Raw genomic sequence first — 15,882 nt, 5'->3', positions numbered from 1 at the left:
AGCGAGCGACTGCAGTGAAAATCTAGCGGACAACTTCATCAACTCACTACGTCGCAGTTTCCCTATACTGATCGACAATCATAGAGCTTATAATTCCTTTAGCCATAAAAAAAGCAGAAGAAGGAAATATCTAATTTCCTTCTCCTGCTATATTTTTCATACTTACTGAACAGCGCCATTTTTATTTTTTATACGTAAGTAATAACTCTGTGAATTGGTCTGGTGTTTTAGATGAATCTGCCGTAAATTGTTTATCGATTATTTCCTCTTTATATTTTACTAAATCGGCTAGTGTATCCATAAAACTTTTCGTTGTTAAGTGCTCTTCTTCTATCTTTAGTGCATATCCTTTATTTTCGAAAAAGTTAGCATTCAACACTTGATCTCCTCTACTTGCATGAATCGATAAGGGGATTAACAGCATTGGTTTTTTTAACTCCAGGAATTCAAATATAGAATTTGATCCTGCACGACTTATTACATAATCTGATATCTTTAATAAGTGAGGTAATTCATCTGTTACATATTCAAATGCGATATAATTAGGCTTACCTGTTAATGTTGCATCCAAATTTCCTTTTCCACAAAGATGAATAATTTGAAACTTACTTATTAAAGCATCGATATTTTCTTTAATCACTTCATTAATCTTAGCGGAGCCTTGGCTTCCCCCCATTATGATTAATGTATCTTTCTCAGCTTGAAAGCCAGTCAGTCTTTCGGCAACTTGCTCATTACCAAAAAATAAATCGGGACGTATGATAGCTCCAATAGAAGAGGCTTTTTCTTTTGGCAAATAGTTTAGAGTTTCTTCAAACACTGTAAAAATATGTTCCGCAAAAGTAGATGCAATCTTATTTGCAAGTCCTGGTGTTAAATCGGATTCATGGATGACTACCGGAATATTTGCAAGCTTTGCGGCGATAGCAACCGGAACTGATACGAACCCACCTTTTGAGAAAACGATTGACGGCTTTACTTTTCTTAGTATACTTAATGCTTGTAATGTACCGTATAATACTTTAAATGGATCGGAAAAGTTTTTTACCGAGAAATATCTTCGTAGTTTACCATTTGAAATCGAATGATAAGGTAAAGTCGGAAAATTTTCTTGAATAATTGTTTTTTCGATACCATCATATGAGCCAATATAATGGATTTTATATCCTTTTTTTATTAACTCGGGGATAATTGCTTCATTTAACGAAACGTGACCAGCAGTTCCCCCACCCGTTAATACGATTGTGTTATTATTCATTCATAATCTCCTAACTATTTTAAAACTTAAAGGATGTATGCCAAAATGCATGAAACGAAATCACTACCCGAAAAAAGTAAATATATGATTAAAATTGTTGTACCTATCTTAATCACACAAGTCGCACTTTATTTAATGACCTTTTTTGATATATTAATGACAAGTAAATATAGTATTGATCATCTAGCAGGTGTTTCTATTGGATCCTCCATTTGGGTTCCTGTCTATACCGGTTTAACTGGTATATTAATAGGCATTACGCCCATTGTAGCACAATTTATCGGTGCAAAAAAGATAGAAGATGTACGAACCTTTGTACAACAAGGTTTTTATATTGCTATATTTCTAGCGTTTATCGTTTTTCTGGGAATATTATTGTTAATCGATCCAGTATTGAATTTAATACCCCTTGAAGATAGTGTACGCTTAGTCGCTAAGAAATATTTATATATGATGAGTATTGGTCTTGTTCCCTTATTTTTATATAGTGTCCTTCGTTCCTTTATCGATGCTTTAGGGAAGACAAGAGTTTCCATGTTTATCACTTTATTATCGGCGCCGATTAACATCGTTTTAAACTATGTGTTTATTTACGGAAAGCTTGGCTTTCCTGCACTCGGCGGAGTTGGTGCTGGTCTTGGATCTGCGGTTACTTATTGGCTAATTCTAATTATCGCAATCATCATTGTTTATAAAAATAAACCGTTCGCAGAGTTAATGATCTTTAAGTTTTGGCGTAAACCATCCTTTGCAAAAATGGGTACGCTAACTAAAATTGGTGTACCGATAGGATTGGCACTTTTCGCCGAAACAACAATTTTTTCAGCTGTAACCATTCTGATGAGCAAGTATTCGACCGAGGTCATTTCTGCTCATCAAATAGCCATGAACTTTACTTCCCTTCTTTACATGATCCCGCTTAGTATAGCGATGGGAGCAACGATTTTAGTAGGTCATGAAGTGGGTGCGAAACGATATAAAGATGCGAAAACCTATAGTTGGTTAAGTGTAGGAACAGCCGTATTTTTCAGTTTTATCTCTTCTTCTATTCTGTTAATATTCCGAGAACCGATCGCCGCTCTTTATACGGACGATCAATATGTAATCTCGTTAACAGTGCAATTTTTCTTGTTTGCAGCGCTTTTCCAATTATCAGATGCAATTCAAGCACCCGTACAAGGTGCATTACGTGGATATAAAGATGTAACAGTCACGTTTATCATGGCTATTATCTCTTACTGGATTATCGGACTGCCTACCGGATATTATCTAGCGACTTATACTTCCTTTGAACGTTTCGGCTACTGGATCGGATTAATAGTCGGACTTACAGTTGGAGCCATTACACTTGTCACAAGACTCATATACTTACAAAAAAGAGTAACAAAAAACGACGCTTAAATGCGTCGTTTTCTATTTAGTATTTATCGTTGAATTTATAGATACACGTAACAAAAGGGCTTCTTACTATTTTAAATAGCCTGTGGAAATTATAACTGGTCACAATCATTATCGTCTCAATCCAAGTAAACTTGCTTTCTTGAGAACTAGTTGCTTTCATCGGCAATTAGGTTGCTCTCGTCTTAAATTGGTTGCTCTCTCGCTAATTTGGTTGCTTTCCAACTAGAATTAATTGCTTTGAATGGTCGGTTGGTTGCCCTTAGCCATTTACTGGGTTTATTCAGTCGTAACGCTGTTTATTTTAGCAAGTCAATCAAGCTAGTAGCGTTTTATAATTTCCGAAAGTATTAAAAAACTACCAAGTTAAAATATCTTGGTAGTTTTGTTTTATTTATTTTCCGATGAACTGTTGTGTCCAGTAGTATCCACTATCCGATAAACCTACTCCGATATGTGTGTACGATGGATTTAAAATATTTGCTTTATGACCTGGTGATGCCATCCATGATTTTACAACTTCTGCTGCACTACGTTGACCTCTTGCAATATTTTCCCCTGCAGATTTATACGTCACACCAAAAGATTTCATTTGATCAAATGGAGAACCGTATGTTGGACTCGTATGAGAGAAATAGTTTTTGTTTTTCATGTCCTGTGATTTTGCTTGAGCTGATTGCGCTAGCTTTGTATCAATTTGTAAAGCTTTTAACCCCGCTTTTGCTCGTTCTTGATTGGTTAAATCTACTACTTGTTGAATTGCAGCTGGTACTTGCACTGAATCATTGTTTTCTTTAGCTGGTTCTTTAACTACTGGTGGTGTTACTGGTGTTGATGGTTTTTCTGCTACTGGTGGTTTTACAGGAGTTACCGGTTTCTTAACTACCGGTGCTTTTTCAGTAACCACTGGTTTCTTAACAACTGGCGCTTTTTTAACTACTGTTGCTTTCTTGATAACTGTAGGTTGTTTAGCTCCATTTATTACTTTAATATTGAGTGATTTTAATTCTTTATTAATAATATTCTGAATTTCTACGTTATTTAAATTGTAATTATACTGAGACTGCCATTGATACGTAACGTATGTATTTGCCTCCGAAGTAGTTTGTGAATTTCCAGTTGTCATTGCTGCTTCTGCATTATTAGTTGATAGTAACAATCCACCTGCAAGTAATCCAACGATAATTGAATGCTTTTTCTTCATTTTCATTTCCTCCTTCTTTTGTGCCTCTTTATTGTAAACACAAAATCAGAAGAAAAATTAGAATAAAATATTCCAGTACAACCAATTAAAAAGAAAATGCTAGTATAACTAATGATTTTAGCAATATAATTGGATAACTTAACCACTATACTCAAATATTACGATTTATCCTCTGTTGACAGATTAATATAAAACCCTCGTTATCGATAGATTTGTTACAAAGATTCTATGGAGAATAATAAAAACAGACAATAGATTCAGAATAGCAAAAAACCTACCAAGTTATCAACTTAGTAGGTTTTCGAATAAATTATTTTCCGATGAATTGTTGTGTCCAGTAGTAACCACTATCAGATAATCCAACTCCGATATGTGTATAAGATGGATTCATGATATTTGCTTTATGACCTGGTGATTCCATCCATGCTTTTACAACTTCTGCTGCACTGCGTTGACCCATCGCAATATTTTCTGCCGCTGCATTATACGTAATACCAAAAGATTTCATTTGGTCAAATGGTGAACCGTATGTTGGACTTGTATGAGAAAAATAGTTTTTGTCTTTCATATCTTGTGATTTTGCTTGGGCTGATTGTGTAAGCTTTGTATCAATTTGCAATGCTTTCAATCCTGCTTTAGCACGTTCTTGATTGGTTAAATCTACTACTTGTTGAATTACTGAAGATACTTGTCCAGCTTCCGTATTTTCTTTTACTGGTTCTTTCACTTCTGGCGTTGTTACAGGTGTAGCTGGGTTAACTGGAGTAGCTGGTTTTTCTGCTACTGGTGTTGATTCTTTTTCAGCCGGTTTTTCAACTACTGGCGCTTTTTCTTTTTCAGCCGGTTTTTTAACTACTGGCGTTTTTTCTTTTTCAGCTGCTGGTGCTTTTTCTTTTGCAACTGGCTTTTGATCCTCTTGGACTGTTTTAGTGTTGAGTGATTTCTGGGCCTCTAGTAGTTCCTTCTTAATAGTTGGCTCTAGATTGTTTAGTTGCTCATTGACTAGATTTTGAATATCTAAGTTATTTAAATTATAATTATACATAACGTTAATCGGAGACTGCCATTGATACGTAATGGATGTATTTGCCTCGGAAGTAGTTTTTGAATTTCCAGTTATCATTGCTGCGTCAGCTGTATTCGTTGAAAGTAATAAGCCGCCTGCAAGTAATCCAACCATGATAGAATGTTTTTTATTCAATTTCATTTCCTCCTTCTTTTGTGCTCCCCTATTGTAAACACAAAAATAGCAGAAAAAATAGAATAAAATATTCCAGTAAGACCATTTTAAAAGAAAATGTTATTAGAAACGATCATTTGGAATGCGTAAAATGGATAACTTAACCACTATACTTAAATATTACGTTCTATCTTCTGTTGACAGTTTTATATATTCCTGTCTATAGACATGCTTTAATAATTCCTTATCTTCCTCTGATAATGTGCTTACGCTTATTCTGTCTAATGCAAGCTTCAACTTTTTTTCAGGCGCTAGCCTTGCTCTTGGATGAGTAAATTCATCCAACAGTTCCGCTTTTATCACTTCACGTATTTGTTCTTCGGATTGGAGTTCAGTAGTAAATTTACGATCCTTATATAAAGTACGGAATGCTTTAATCATTTCGTACATCTCCGATTATCTCTAACTTGTCCACTTGATCTCCAATAATAACGATCTCAGGAGACATTTTCATATATTCCGGAAGCCACTGTACCATACCATAAGCATATTGGAATAGAAATGGATTTTTATGTCCCTTTAATGGAACATATCCTTTCATTCGGTAAATAGTATCTGGAAGTTTTCGAACCCAATCTTCAAACGCTTCTTGATCTAGTGGTTCTATAAATGTATGCAAACGGGAAGAAAGCGAGAGTTGTTTACCAATCGCTGCTTTTTGAACCTCTTTTTCATGGAAAGTAGCTTCCATGTTTTTTAACAGCTTTAAAGGAATTTTACTATTCGAAGTTTGTATTATAGGTGCTCCGTCATTTAAAGCTTGTATTTGCATCGTAACGTTTAAAATTTCTGCGTCGGTAAGTAAATCTACTTTGTTTGCTACTATTAAATGTGCATGTTTAATTTGCTCTAAAAAGAGCATTCTTGTTTGCGGGGTCATTTTGTCTCGGTCTAACCATCTTTTGCAATCTGCAACCGTAATAATACCTTTCATGTTAAGCCTACTTGCAAACAAAGGAGAAAGAACTGCATCCATCGCTTCCACGGGATGTGCAGCTCCTGTTGTTTCAATTAATAAAACATCAAACTCTTCACCTTCTAGGAGCATTTGAAGCTGTGCCTCCATTTTTTCGGAGCCTGTACAGCAAATACATCCTTCTAGCATTTCTTTTAATGGAACCTCATTGTCCACAGCTCTACTATCAAAAGCAAGCTTTCCTAGTTCGTTCATGATAACAGCAGGTTTTATACCTTCTGCTTTAAACTGCTCGATTAAGTGAGATAGAAGGGAAGTTTTCCCGCTTCCTAGAAACCCACTTAATAAATAGACATCCTTCATCTTTTTTTGCTCCTTTATCCCGCCTTAACGGGCAGTAAGACTCCGACTTCAAGAAAAGATAAGTGGGAGATCAACTGCCCATAAAAGCTCTATGAAATGTATCGCAGACTAAGTACGCAACATCGTGTATGCCTCCACTATCATTCAGTGGGGGGAGGACGGGGACTAAAAGCGCGACGTCCATGTCGCAACGTCCCCACTAACACGTCCTGTGCGTCGAAAAACCCCCACTGATTGAAGTTTCACTTTATACGTGTTGAAAAAGCTGACCAAAATGGCCAGCTTTTTTTACTTATTTAATAACTCTGTAACTACTTCTTTTGCTTTTAGCAATTGTGGATCATCTTTGACGATTTTTTCGCGAATTTTATCCATTAGAACGTAAGCTGAGTCGCCAACTAGTTTACCAGTGACTTCAAGCTTGTTGTCTGCCTGAAACTTCTTCACTGCTGCTGTCATATCAGCATCAAAATTTCCATCTATCTTCCCTACTTTATAGCCAATAGCTTCAAGCATTTCTTTCGCGTTTTGAACAGCTTCGGAATTTTGCTTTTCTTCTAGTGTAGTAGACGGATCGATAGGCGATAACATAGCGTAACTTGGATATTGCACCTCATAGTCAGGCACAATTCCTTTATCATGAATCCAGTTCCCTTTTGGAGTTAACCATTTTGCAGTAGTAATTTTAATATTTGATCCATCTGGTAAGTCATTTACTGTTTGAACAGTACCTTTACCAAATGAAGTTAAGCCTACTAAAGGAACATTCGCTGATTCACTAAGCGCACCTGCTAAAATTTCCGATGCAGAAGCACTACCCTCATCGATAATAACACTTACTGGAACATCTACTCGCATACCAGGAGTGGCTGGCGTAACCATCTTATCTCCTTTGTCCTCAATTTGAAGAATTGGTTTACCATCTTCTACAAACAGGTTGGAAATATCGATTGCAGTGTCTAGACGCCCACCTGGGTTTTGTCTAACATCTAGTACTAACGCTTTCATGCCTTCCTTTTTCATTTCATCAATGGCAGTAAGCAGTTCATCATACGTATTTGTAGAAAAACTTGAAATAATAATATGCGCAACTTGATCATCTATCATTTCTGCGTAAACAGTCTCAATAGGAATTTCATCACGAACAATTTTAACATCCATCGTGGCATTTTCCCCACGTTTAATGGATAGTGTTACTTCTGTTCCTTTGTTCCCACGGATTAATAAAACAGCTTCTGAGGCACTATACCCTTGAATATCTTTCCCATCTACTGCCATGATTTTATCATTCGGTAATACGCCTGCTTTTTCAGCAGGAGAATTTTTAATCGGAGAAACTACCGTAATAATACCATCACGCTCTTGTATTTCAGCTCCGATTCCTTGAAAGCTAGAAGAAATACTTTCATTAAACTGAGAAGCTTCATTTTCATTCATATAATCAGAATAAGGATCTTCTAGTGCATCAATCATTCCGTTAATCGCACCGTTAATAATTGCTTCTTCATCTATATCCTTATAGTATTCTGCTTCTAGTTTGTCATAAGCCATATATAACTTAGAGAACTCGGATCGTTCAGAAGGTGGTATTATACGATCCACCACTTGTTCTTTTCCCCAGGTCAAATAGAGCATGGTAAGTGCAACTGTTACGATAACTAGGGATAAAATGGTTAACAGAAAAACAAATGGTTTCATCTTAATGTAACTCGATGGTTTTGGTTCTTCTATACGTTTTGGTTCTTCGTTGTTTTGCTGTTGTTCATCCAAATTTTTCACCCTTTTCATAAAAAACTGATTAACTTTTTAAAAAAAGACTGCCATGATTGACAGTCTATTCTCACTTTTTCTATTAATCCTGGATTGCTGCTTCTAATGCAACAACGACCATGTCGTTGAATGTTGTTTGACGCTCTTCGGAAGAAGTTGCTTCACCAGTAATAATATGATCGCTCACCGTTAAAACAGAAAGGGCTTTGCGTCCAAATTTAGCTGCTAATGTATATAGCGCTGCACTTTCCATTTCCACTGCAAGCACTCCATAATCCGCCCATTTTTCATTTTGCGCGTTTTCGTTATAAAATAGGTCTGCTGTGAACACATTACCTACTTTTAAGTTTAAGCCTGCATCTTTACCTGCATTATATGCTTTGTACAATAAGTCAAAATCTGCAGTTGGAGCGTAGCTTACGTCATTTAACAATACTTTGTTCAAAGTAGAATCTGTTGAAGCACTTTGTGCAAGGATTACATCACGTACTTTCACATCTTTTTGAATTGCGCCACATGTACCTACACGGATTAGTTTTTGTACATCATAGTCATTCATCAACTCATGAACATAAATAGAAATAGAAGGAACTCCCATTCCAGTGCCTTGAACTGAAATTCGTTTTCCTTTATATGTACCAGTATATCCGAACATATTACGAACCTCGTTATACTGAACTACATCCTCCAAAAATGTTTCGGCGATATATTTCGCGCGAAGCGGATCCCCTGGTAGTAAAATTGTATCCGCAATCTCACCTTTTTTTGCACTAATATGAATACTCATTTAAATAACCTCATTTCTATATATGCATCGGCTTAATAATACCGTTTTTTTAGCATAATTGCAACGAACAAGCTACTTATTCCCTTCTATATAATACTCCCAAAGCTCATCAAACATGCTTGCCGTTAGCTCTGGGTGAGCTAATTCTTCAATGTACTCTGATAGAGCCTGAAAAGAAGTTTCTGCTTTTGGAAAATCATGTTGCTGGAACATACTTTCTGCAAAGCGAGATTTTTTATCCTCCTTATGGCCCCCACGATATTTTAATGCAAATAAATAAAAAGACTTGTTCAACTTAATCTTCCTCCTTTAGTCCTAAGGACATAGAATATTCATAAAAATGTAGATAATATATCATAAAACAAGTAAACTAAAAAGTAGGACTATGTAACACATCAAGAAGGGGTTGGTTTCATTGGCAAAGGGTGTTAAACAAAAGAAAGCCTCGATACAATGGCTTAAACAAAAAAGAAGGAAAAAGAACGACCAAATAACAAACAAGGATAATGCTTTGTCCCTCTTTAAAAAAGGTAAAAGGAATACTAAAGGACCTAAAACAAAAACTAATTCAAATATCTTTCAGTCCATCCGTGGACGGGTCTTATTGATATTTTCAGTATTAATCATTATTTTAGTTTCCATGCTAGTTTTAACTTCTACTAAAATGTCTTCTTCACAAAAAGCATTTGAAGTTTTTACAAACGTAGATATGAAAGAACAAATGATGGTCAATAAAATCGCAACAGAAATAGCACAGCTTGCAAATGCAGAGCAAAGTTATGTCATTACAGGTAAAACAAATTATAAGACAACTTACAGACAAAATAAAGATGCGATTGTTACACACATAAAAGAATTGCATCAAACTTATAAAAACCGACCGGAGGAACTGCAAAAAATACAATCTATCGACCAATTTTTTATGACTTATCTACAATATTCGGAAAGAGTAATCGAACTAAGAGATTCACAAGGTATGGAAGCAGCGCAAAAAATCATCAACGCTGGTAATGGTAAAACAGCAATGAGTTATGTAGATGTACATATTGCCGCGATGAACGAATTACTAGCTAAAAATAATGCGGAACAAATTGCTCTATTAAAGAAAGAAAATAATAACGCACTTTATTTATTTGTCGCTTTAACTGTGTTTTCCGTGCTATTAACCTTATCATTTGGAATTTATCTTTTCTATTCGATTAAAAGAAGCACATACTCAATTAATCGTTCCATTTTGGAAATAGCACAAGCTGGTGGAGATTTAACGAGACGGGTAAAAATACGCACAAAAGATGAATTTTCAGAAATTGCAGAAAGCACTAATACTTTAATAGGGTCCATTGCAGATTTAGTCAAACGAGTTAGTATGCTTACAGAGAACGTGTCTGCAAGCGGACAAGAGTTAATGGCTTCATCTGATGAAACAGCTGTAACGATTCAATCTATCGCGGATACGACAAATGAAATCGCTAGAGGTAGTGAACATACGATGCGCAGTATGACTGTTGCTATTCAAAAAATGAATTCTTTGGAAGAAGCGACAAGATACTTGAACAGTGATGCCCAATCGGTAAAAGAAGCTACAGATCAAATGATTGAGGCTGCACAAAAAGGTAGTAAATCTGTTCAGCACTCTTCTCAAGTAATGATGAATATTGAAGAAACAATGGCCAATACTTCTCAAACAGTAGAGGCTCTTGGGACTAAATCGTATGAAATTACGTCCATTATTAAAACAATTACTGCAATTGCTGAACAAACAAATCTACTCGCATTAAATGCCGCAATCGAGGCTGCTCGAGCAGGAGAACATGGTAGAGGATTTGCAGTAGTAGCAGATGAAGTACGAAAATTGGCAGAACAATCTCGAAACGCCGCAAAAGAAGTTACAGGAATTGTCACATCCATTCAAAACGAAGTGATATCGATTGTAAAGCAAAATCATGAGGGAGTTGAAAATGTCATTAAAGGCGTGGAAGTGGCAAATGAAACAAACGCTTCTTTAGAACAAATTATGAAACAAACAAATGATACGATTGCAATTATCGATAAAATGGTGAACCAAATTGGAGATACGCTTAACTTTAGCCAAGAAGTTGCAGCCTCTTTTGTAGAGGTTACTCAAATTGCTGAAAATACAGCATCTAATACCGAAACTTCGGCGGCAGCAGCAGAGCAAGGCTCCGCTGCGATGGAAGAAATCAATGCATCTGCTATTGAACTCTCGCATCAAGCTGATGAGCTAAGAAAAGTTGTTAATGAGTTTAAGCTATAAATAATAGAGATACTCCCTTGAGTTCTTCTTTCTCTCGGAAAGTATCAAGATTATATTAAAGAGCCTTCTAAAAGAAGGCTCTTGTTTTTATTGTTAATGTAATTGACTATTAGCAATATGTATAATTTCTTGAATAACCATCTGCACTTCATTTTCATGGTTAATTGTTAACAAGTGATCTGTTTCTCCTTTGATTGGAACCGTGACATCCTCACTTTGTTGCCGACGGAGGACTTCATCAAAAGTTAATGCAGTTCTTAATACCGATGTGTCACGCTGGCTATTTCTAACTCGTTCTTTAAGTATATTATCAGAGATATTAAAATTTACGATGATGGTAGTAAACTTTTTGGCATGAAATTGTTCAAGTAATTGTATTCTTCCTTTTTGATTGCGATTTGAATTACTTAAAATGAGATGACAATCGGTCTCATTAATTGCATAGTTCACAATGGTTTGCGTAATTGAATGTTTAATCACATTAGGTCCATCTTTGGGTAAAAAGTTTTCATAATAAGTGTGAAGAAATTCAGCGTGATTATCTTGATCGATGACCACTGAATTCTGCAGATCTGTTTCTAAGGCTTTAGCAAATGTAGTTTTACCACTATGCGTTTTACCTACTGTTAATATAACTAATCTATTCATCTATGCAACTCCCCTCTTTCAAACATTCTTATTGATTTTCTTAGCATAAAAGCGCTAAAGCTCCTGCCTCCACTCCAACTTAGCTCATGGGTAAGATAAATGGTATTACGCATAATAGGGAAACTGTGCGGTAGTTATCGGCGTCTCACTCTAAGTAAATTTGTTTTATGAAAATTGGTTGCCCTCAAGATCAATTTGGTTGCTTTCAGTCTAGACTAGTTGCTCTCCACAGACTTTTGGTTGCTCTCAGACTAGAACTGGTTGCTTTCGACAGCAGTTGGTTGCCCTTAGCCATTTATTGGATTTACTTAGTCAAAAACGGTTGATGTTTTTGTTTTCAGCAAGTCAATCATAAATAAAAAGAAATTACCATTGATTTTCATTACAGTCGGCGACTCCTGTGGAGGCCAACAGGATGTTGGTTTCGAAGGCATTGCCACACGATGTGGCGACCTTAGCCTTCGTTCCTCTGGTGGGCTAATGAGACATTCCAACGACGCCCAAAGCGGAGGGGATGGCTCATCGCTCACCCCACGGAAAGCGCCCGACTGGAGTGAAAATCACGGCGGACACCTAATAAAGCTTTACTTCGCAGTTTTCCTATTATATGAAGTATTTCGGAACACTATTATTCGATATTTGGAAAAATTTATCCAGTCTTTTAAATCTTTTATACTTTTCTATCCAGCAAAAAAGTACAAAAAAGCAATGCTCTTTTGTACTTTCCTAGCAAGTTATTTTAGAAATAGCTTAACTTCCTTAAAATAACTTCAAGTATTCTTCATAACCTTCTTCAACTAGTTTATCTTTAGGAACGAAACGCATCGAAGCTGAGTTTATGCAGTAACGAAGTCCAGTTTCTTCTTTCGGTCCATCCGGGAAAACATGTCCTAAATGAGAATTGGCTGTTTTACTTCTTACCTCTACTCGTCTCATTCCGTGACTGTCATCGAACTTTTCGACTACTTCCTGCTCTTCAATCGGTCTAGTAAAGCTTGGCCAACCGCAACCTGCATCGTACTTATCTTTTGAATGGAATAATGGTTTACCTGAGACAATATCTACATAGATTCCTTCTTCAAAATGCTTGTCATACTCATTTTGAAATGGAGGCTCTGTTCCATTTTGTTGTGTTACATAATATTGCATATCTGTTAGTTTTTCTTTCATTTGAATACCTCCCGCATTTTCTCTACAAATGCCGCTCTTCCAGAACCGACAAAGTATCGATTATAGTGTGCTGGATTTTTCTTGTAGTAGTCTTGATGGTAGTCTTCTGCTGCATAAAATGTGGTAGCAGGTAAAATTTTCGTAGCAATTGGCACGGAGAATTTACCGGATGCATTTAGTGCAGCTTTTGTGCTTTCCGCTTTTTCTTGTTGTTCTTCAGAATGATAGAAAACGGCCGTTTGATAGGATGAACCGCGATCAAAAAATTGACCGTTGTCATCGGTCGGATCGATATTCATCCAAAAGATATCTAATAACTGATCATAAGAAAACTTTTCTGGATCGAATGTAATTTGGACCGCTTCATAATGTCCCGTAGCATTCGAGCACACTTGCTCATAGGTTGGATTCTCCACATGACCGCCTGTATAGCCTGATTCCACTTTTTCTATGCCCTCATAAGAATCAAAGGGCTTGACCATACACCAAAAACAGCCTCCTGCAAAAGTAGCTTTTTCCATTGTTTAGCACCTCATTTCGATGGTATGACTATTTCTAATGTTATTATATCTTCCTCTAAATTCAACTCTTTTGCTCGCACATGGATACCAGATGACATCGGAATACTCGCTAGCTGAATATGTACTTCCTTTTCTTTAGGCATGACCACTATCCATTCGGGCAAGTCGACCGAATCCCGTAACAATTTTAACACAGCTTCTGGCTGCTGCAGTTTTGCTTGCCCTACGTCTAAGGAAGTTTGCTCTAGCCTAATATTCCCTCCCTCTTCCACGTACGGCTCAAAATACATTTTAATAGGAAAATTGAGTGAGAAGATGGTTAACTCAGAAGATAACACTATTTGATCATCGACCGTTAGTTGTATAGGTAGTGGCTTGCCTTTCATTGCTTTTTTTAAATAAGTATTAGCGATGCCTTCAAAATCTTCTTTTGTTGCATGAACCGTTAAAACATTACCCCCTGGGGCAGCTTTCGGCTCTTCTATTGGCATTGTTTCCGCTGGAGATGTTACCCAATATAGAAAAGTTCCTATACTTCCTAAAATAACAAGCAGCAACAAAAAGAATGCGATCTTCCATTTATTCATTTAAACAACTCCTCAAAACAACATTTCCCTATTTCGCTCGTCAATTAAACCACATTCTCCTAAAGAATTGACTAAAGCTTCTTCAATGAGTTCGTATCCTCTACTATTTGGATGAAAAAAGTCCGTATGATACACTAAATTAGCATTCGTCACAAAAAGTTGATCGATTGGTACAAAACAAGCATTTACATCACTCTCTGCCATCGATTCAATGCTATTATTCCAATCTGCTAATATCTCATCCAATTCACTTTTTTCATCCGTTACTGCAGTAATAGGATTATAAAGACCAAGAAGAATAATAGGGGCGCTACTATTAATCTCTCGAATTTCCTCTAATATTTGTTCATAATTTTTTTCAAACTTCACAAGTTCTTTATCAAAAGCTTCCACACGAAGATTAAATAAATCCTTTTTCACTACTTTCATCATATCATTACCACCGATAGTTAGCGTAATAATATTCGCTTTTCGAAGCTGATGATCGATTTCTCCGGCTTTTAGCATTTTTAATAATTGATCACTACGACGTCCTCTTTTCGCAGTATTGGTTAATACAACCTCTTCTATTCCTTTATACTGCGAAATTTCTTTTTGCAGTCGACCAATATAACCTGCTCCTTGTAATTCGTCTCCCACGCCTTGCGTAAGTGAATCTCCTAGTCCTACTAGCTCAATCGTTCTTGGAAAAAAAGAAAAAGGAATCACATATTCTTCAAACAGCACCGCTTCCCTTTCGGAGAAACTTACTTCCTTTAACTCACTTGGTGTACAAGCGGATAGCATTAGTATACATAAAAAACTAACAAGATATTTCATTCTAAACCCCTTTATTTATGATTAAAGGCAGGGAATCTTCTTATCCCTGCCTGATCACTATTCTGTCATATACATAAATCCAATAGCACCAGGACCTGTATGTGTACTAATTACAGGTGAGGTAAACGACATTTGAATCTGCTTAAAACCAGATTCCTCAATTAGGTTCTTTAATGGGGTAGCCATGGAAAATCCATTTGCATGGGAAATGCCTACCGCCTTTACAATTTTCCCTTTTGTGTCTTTCACAAATTCATTAAACAAATAATTGACCACTTGTTTATGGCTTCGTACTTTCGCAACAGGTGTATATTCACCGTCTGTTAAACTAGCAATTGGTTTAATGGAAAGTAAAGATCCTAGCATTGCTTTCCCTTTCCCGATGCGACCACCTTTAACCAAATTATCTAACGTATCTACTACGACAAATAATTTTGTTTTGACACGGGCTTCTTCCAACTTTTTTATAATATCTTCAACTGAATGATTATCTGCGGCCATTTTAGCTGCTTCCTCCACTTGAAAACCTAATGCAAACGAAATAAATTGAGAATCCATTACCGTGACGTCAGATGTAGACATTTCAGCTGCAGCTTGAGCAGACTTCACCGTACCGCTCATAGCTCCTGTCATATGAATAGAAATAATTCGATCGCCATTGGTCCCCAGCTCATCATATAGCTCTTTAAAAACGCCTACTGGTGGCTGAGATGATTTAGGTAATTCATTGGAAGTGGCCATTTTTTCTAAAAACTTTTCTGGATGAATCGTAACGCCATCTATATACGAGTCTCCGTCTATATGAATGGAAAGTGGCACAATGTGAATATTATATTGTTTGATCAGCTCGTCTGTTAAATCAGCTGTTGAATCTGTTACGATATGTACTTTTGGCACTCTATCTCTTCCTTCCTCTATACGTATTA

General features: G+C 36.4%; 16 protein-coding genes. 2 read left to right on the top strand and 14 right to left on the bottom strand.

What is annotated here, in order from left to right; genetic code table 11:
- Nucleotides 1-181 precede the first annotated feature (181 nt).
- A complete protein-coding gene (locus ACIP9W_RS07895) occupies nt 182-1,258 on the bottom strand; it encodes an undecaprenyldiphospho-muramoylpentapeptide beta-N-acetylglucosaminyltransferase (RefSeq protein ID WP_400787939.1) in 1,077 nt (358 codons plus the stop codon).
- A gap of 45 nt (nt 1,259-1,303) precedes the next feature.
- Between ACIP9W_RS07895 and ACIP9W_RS07890 the strand changes: the two genes are divergently transcribed.
- Complete coding sequence (locus ACIP9W_RS07890) at nt 1,304-2,659, top strand: MATE family efflux transporter (protein WP_400787937.1); 1,356 nt, start codon at nt 1,304-1,306, stop codon at nt 2,657-2,659.
- Between the two features lie 391 nt (nt 2,660-3,050).
- Here ACIP9W_RS07890 and ACIP9W_RS07885 read toward each other — a convergent pair whose 3' ends face one another.
- The 7 genes from ACIP9W_RS07885 to ACIP9W_RS07855 form a co-directional block, all read right to left on the bottom strand.
- Nucleotides 3,051-3,860 carry a CAP domain-containing protein gene (locus ACIP9W_RS07885; RefSeq protein WP_400787935.1) on the bottom strand — a complete coding sequence of 270 codons (810 nt, stop codon included), beginning with the start codon at nt 3,858-3,860 and terminating at the stop codon, nt 3,051-3,053.
- A 310-nt stretch (nt 3,861-4,170) separates the two neighbouring features.
- Nucleotides 4,171-5,061, bottom strand: coding sequence for a CAP domain-containing protein (locus ACIP9W_RS07880; RefSeq protein WP_400787933.1), 891 nt, complete (start codon nt 5,059-5,061; stop codon nt 4,171-4,173).
- A gap of 159 nt (nt 5,062-5,220) precedes the next feature.
- A complete protein-coding gene (locus tag ACIP9W_RS07875; protein ID WP_400787931.1) occupies nt 5,221-5,481 on the bottom strand; it encodes a hypothetical protein in 261 nt (86 codons plus the stop codon).
- Nucleotides 5,474-6,379, bottom strand: coding sequence for a CobW family GTP-binding protein (locus tag ACIP9W_RS07870; protein ID WP_400787929.1), 906 nt, complete (start codon nt 6,377-6,379; stop codon nt 5,474-5,476). The genes ACIP9W_RS07875 and ACIP9W_RS07870 overlap by 8 nt, the downstream gene beginning before the upstream one ends.
- 288 nt (nt 6,380-6,667) lie before the next feature.
- The gene (locus tag ACIP9W_RS07865) at nt 6,668-8,149 is read right to left on the bottom strand and encodes a lmo1851 family serine protease (protein ID WP_400787927.1); all 1,482 of its coding nucleotides are present in this window, start codon (nt 8,147-8,149) and stop codon (nt 6,668-6,670) included.
- Between the two features lie 82 nt (nt 8,150-8,231).
- Nucleotides 8,232-8,936 carry a purine-nucleoside phosphorylase gene (deoD, locus tag ACIP9W_RS07860; RefSeq protein WP_282244906.1) on the bottom strand — a complete coding sequence of 235 codons (705 nt, stop codon included), beginning with the start codon at nt 8,934-8,936 and terminating at the stop codon, nt 8,232-8,234.
- 72 nt (nt 8,937-9,008) lie between these two features.
- Nucleotides 9,009-9,230 carry a YozE family protein gene (locus tag ACIP9W_RS07855; protein WP_400787925.1) on the bottom strand — a complete coding sequence of 74 codons (222 nt, stop codon included), beginning with the start codon at nt 9,228-9,230 and terminating at the stop codon, nt 9,009-9,011.
- Between the two features lie 310 nt (nt 9,231-9,540).
- Between ACIP9W_RS07855 and ACIP9W_RS07850 the strand changes: the two genes are divergently transcribed.
- Nucleotides 9,541-11,211 (top strand): methyl-accepting chemotaxis protein, encoded by a 1,671-nt coding sequence (locus ACIP9W_RS07850; protein WP_400787923.1) that lies wholly within the window; start codon nt 9,541-9,543, stop codon nt 11,209-11,211.
- Between the two features lie 93 nt (nt 11,212-11,304).
- Here the strand turns inward: ACIP9W_RS07850 and ACIP9W_RS07845 are convergent, their stop codons facing one another.
- From ACIP9W_RS07845 to ACIP9W_RS07820, 6 genes are all read right to left on the bottom strand, one after another.
- On the bottom strand, nt 11,305-11,859 hold the full coding sequence (locus ACIP9W_RS07845; protein ID WP_400787921.1) for an AAA family ATPase: 555 nt from the start codon (nt 11,857-11,859) through the stop codon (nt 11,305-11,307).
- A 759-nt stretch (nt 11,860-12,618) separates the two neighbouring features.
- Nucleotides 12,619-13,029, bottom strand: coding sequence for a peptide-methionine (R)-S-oxide reductase MsrB (msrB, locus tag ACIP9W_RS07840; RefSeq protein ID WP_142537053.1), 411 nt, complete (start codon nt 13,027-13,029; stop codon nt 12,619-12,621).
- Complete coding sequence (msrA, locus tag ACIP9W_RS07835) at nt 13,026-13,550, bottom strand: peptide-methionine (S)-S-oxide reductase MsrA (RefSeq protein WP_400787919.1); 525 nt, start codon at nt 13,548-13,550, stop codon at nt 13,026-13,028. The genes msrB and msrA overlap by 4 nt, the downstream gene beginning before the upstream one ends.
- An 11-nt stretch (nt 13,551-13,561) precedes the next feature.
- The gene (locus tag ACIP9W_RS07830) at nt 13,562-14,137 is read right to left on the bottom strand and encodes a YpmS family protein (RefSeq protein WP_400787917.1); all 576 of its coding nucleotides are present in this window, start codon (nt 14,135-14,137) and stop codon (nt 13,562-13,564) included.
- Nucleotides 14,138-14,149: 12 nt separating this feature from the next.
- Nucleotides 14,150-14,956 carry a GDSL-type esterase/lipase family protein gene (locus ACIP9W_RS07825; RefSeq protein ID WP_400787915.1) on the bottom strand — a complete coding sequence of 269 codons (807 nt, stop codon included), beginning with the start codon at nt 14,954-14,956 and terminating at the stop codon, nt 14,150-14,152.
- Between the two features lie 57 nt (nt 14,957-15,013).
- A complete protein-coding gene (locus ACIP9W_RS07820) occupies nt 15,014-15,853 on the bottom strand; it encodes a DegV family protein (RefSeq protein ID WP_400787913.1) in 840 nt (279 codons plus the stop codon).
- Between the last annotated feature and the right edge of the window lie 29 nt (nt 15,854-15,882).

It is taken from the genome of Psychrobacillus sp. NPDC093180, from assembly GCF_044754065.1.
GTDB lineage: Bacteria > Bacillota > Bacilli > Bacillales_A > Planococcaceae > Psychrobacillus.
Note: the sequence above shows the minus strand (reverse complement) of the source record. Positions and strands in the feature narration are given on the sequence as shown.

Bases quoted from the DNA above. Each gene is read 5' to 3' on its own strand.
- ACIP9W_RS07895 (WP_400787939.1), bottom strand. From the start codon at position 1,258: ATGAATAATAACACAATCGTATTAACGGGTGGGGGAACTGCTGGTCAC.
- ACIP9W_RS07890 (WP_400787937.1), top strand. From the start codon at position 1,304: ATGCATGAAACGAAATCACTACCCGAAAAAAGTAAATATATGATTAAA.
- ACIP9W_RS07885 (WP_400787935.1), bottom strand. From the start codon at position 3,860: ATGAAGAAAAAGCATTCAATTATCGTTGGATTACTTGCAGGTGGATTG.
- ACIP9W_RS07875 (WP_400787931.1), bottom strand. From the start codon at position 5,481: ATGATTAAAGCATTCCGTACTTTATATAAGGATCGTAAATTTACTACT.
- ACIP9W_RS07870 (WP_400787929.1), bottom strand. From the start codon at position 6,379: ATGAAGGATGTCTATTTATTAAGTGGGTTTCTAGGAAGCGGGAAAACT.
- deoD (WP_282244906.1), bottom strand. From the start codon at position 8,936: ATGAGTATTCATATTAGTGCAAAAAAAGGTGAGATTGCGGATACAATT.
- ACIP9W_RS07845 (WP_400787921.1), bottom strand. From the start codon at position 11,859: ATGAATAGATTAGTTATATTAACAGTAGGTAAAACGCATAGTGGTAAA.
- msrB (WP_142537053.1), bottom strand. From the start codon at position 13,029: ATGAAAGAAAAACTAACAGATATGCAATATTATGTAACACAACAAAAT.
- msrA (WP_400787919.1), bottom strand. From the start codon at position 13,550: ATGGAAAAAGCTACTTTTGCAGGAGGCTGTTTTTGGTGTATGGTCAAG.
- ACIP9W_RS07830 (WP_400787917.1), bottom strand. From the start codon at position 14,137: ATGAATAAATGGAAGATCGCATTCTTTTTGTTGCTGCTTGTTATTTTA.
- ACIP9W_RS07825 (WP_400787915.1), bottom strand. From the start codon at position 14,956: ATGAAATATCTTGTTAGTTTTTTATGTATACTAATGCTATCCGCTTGT.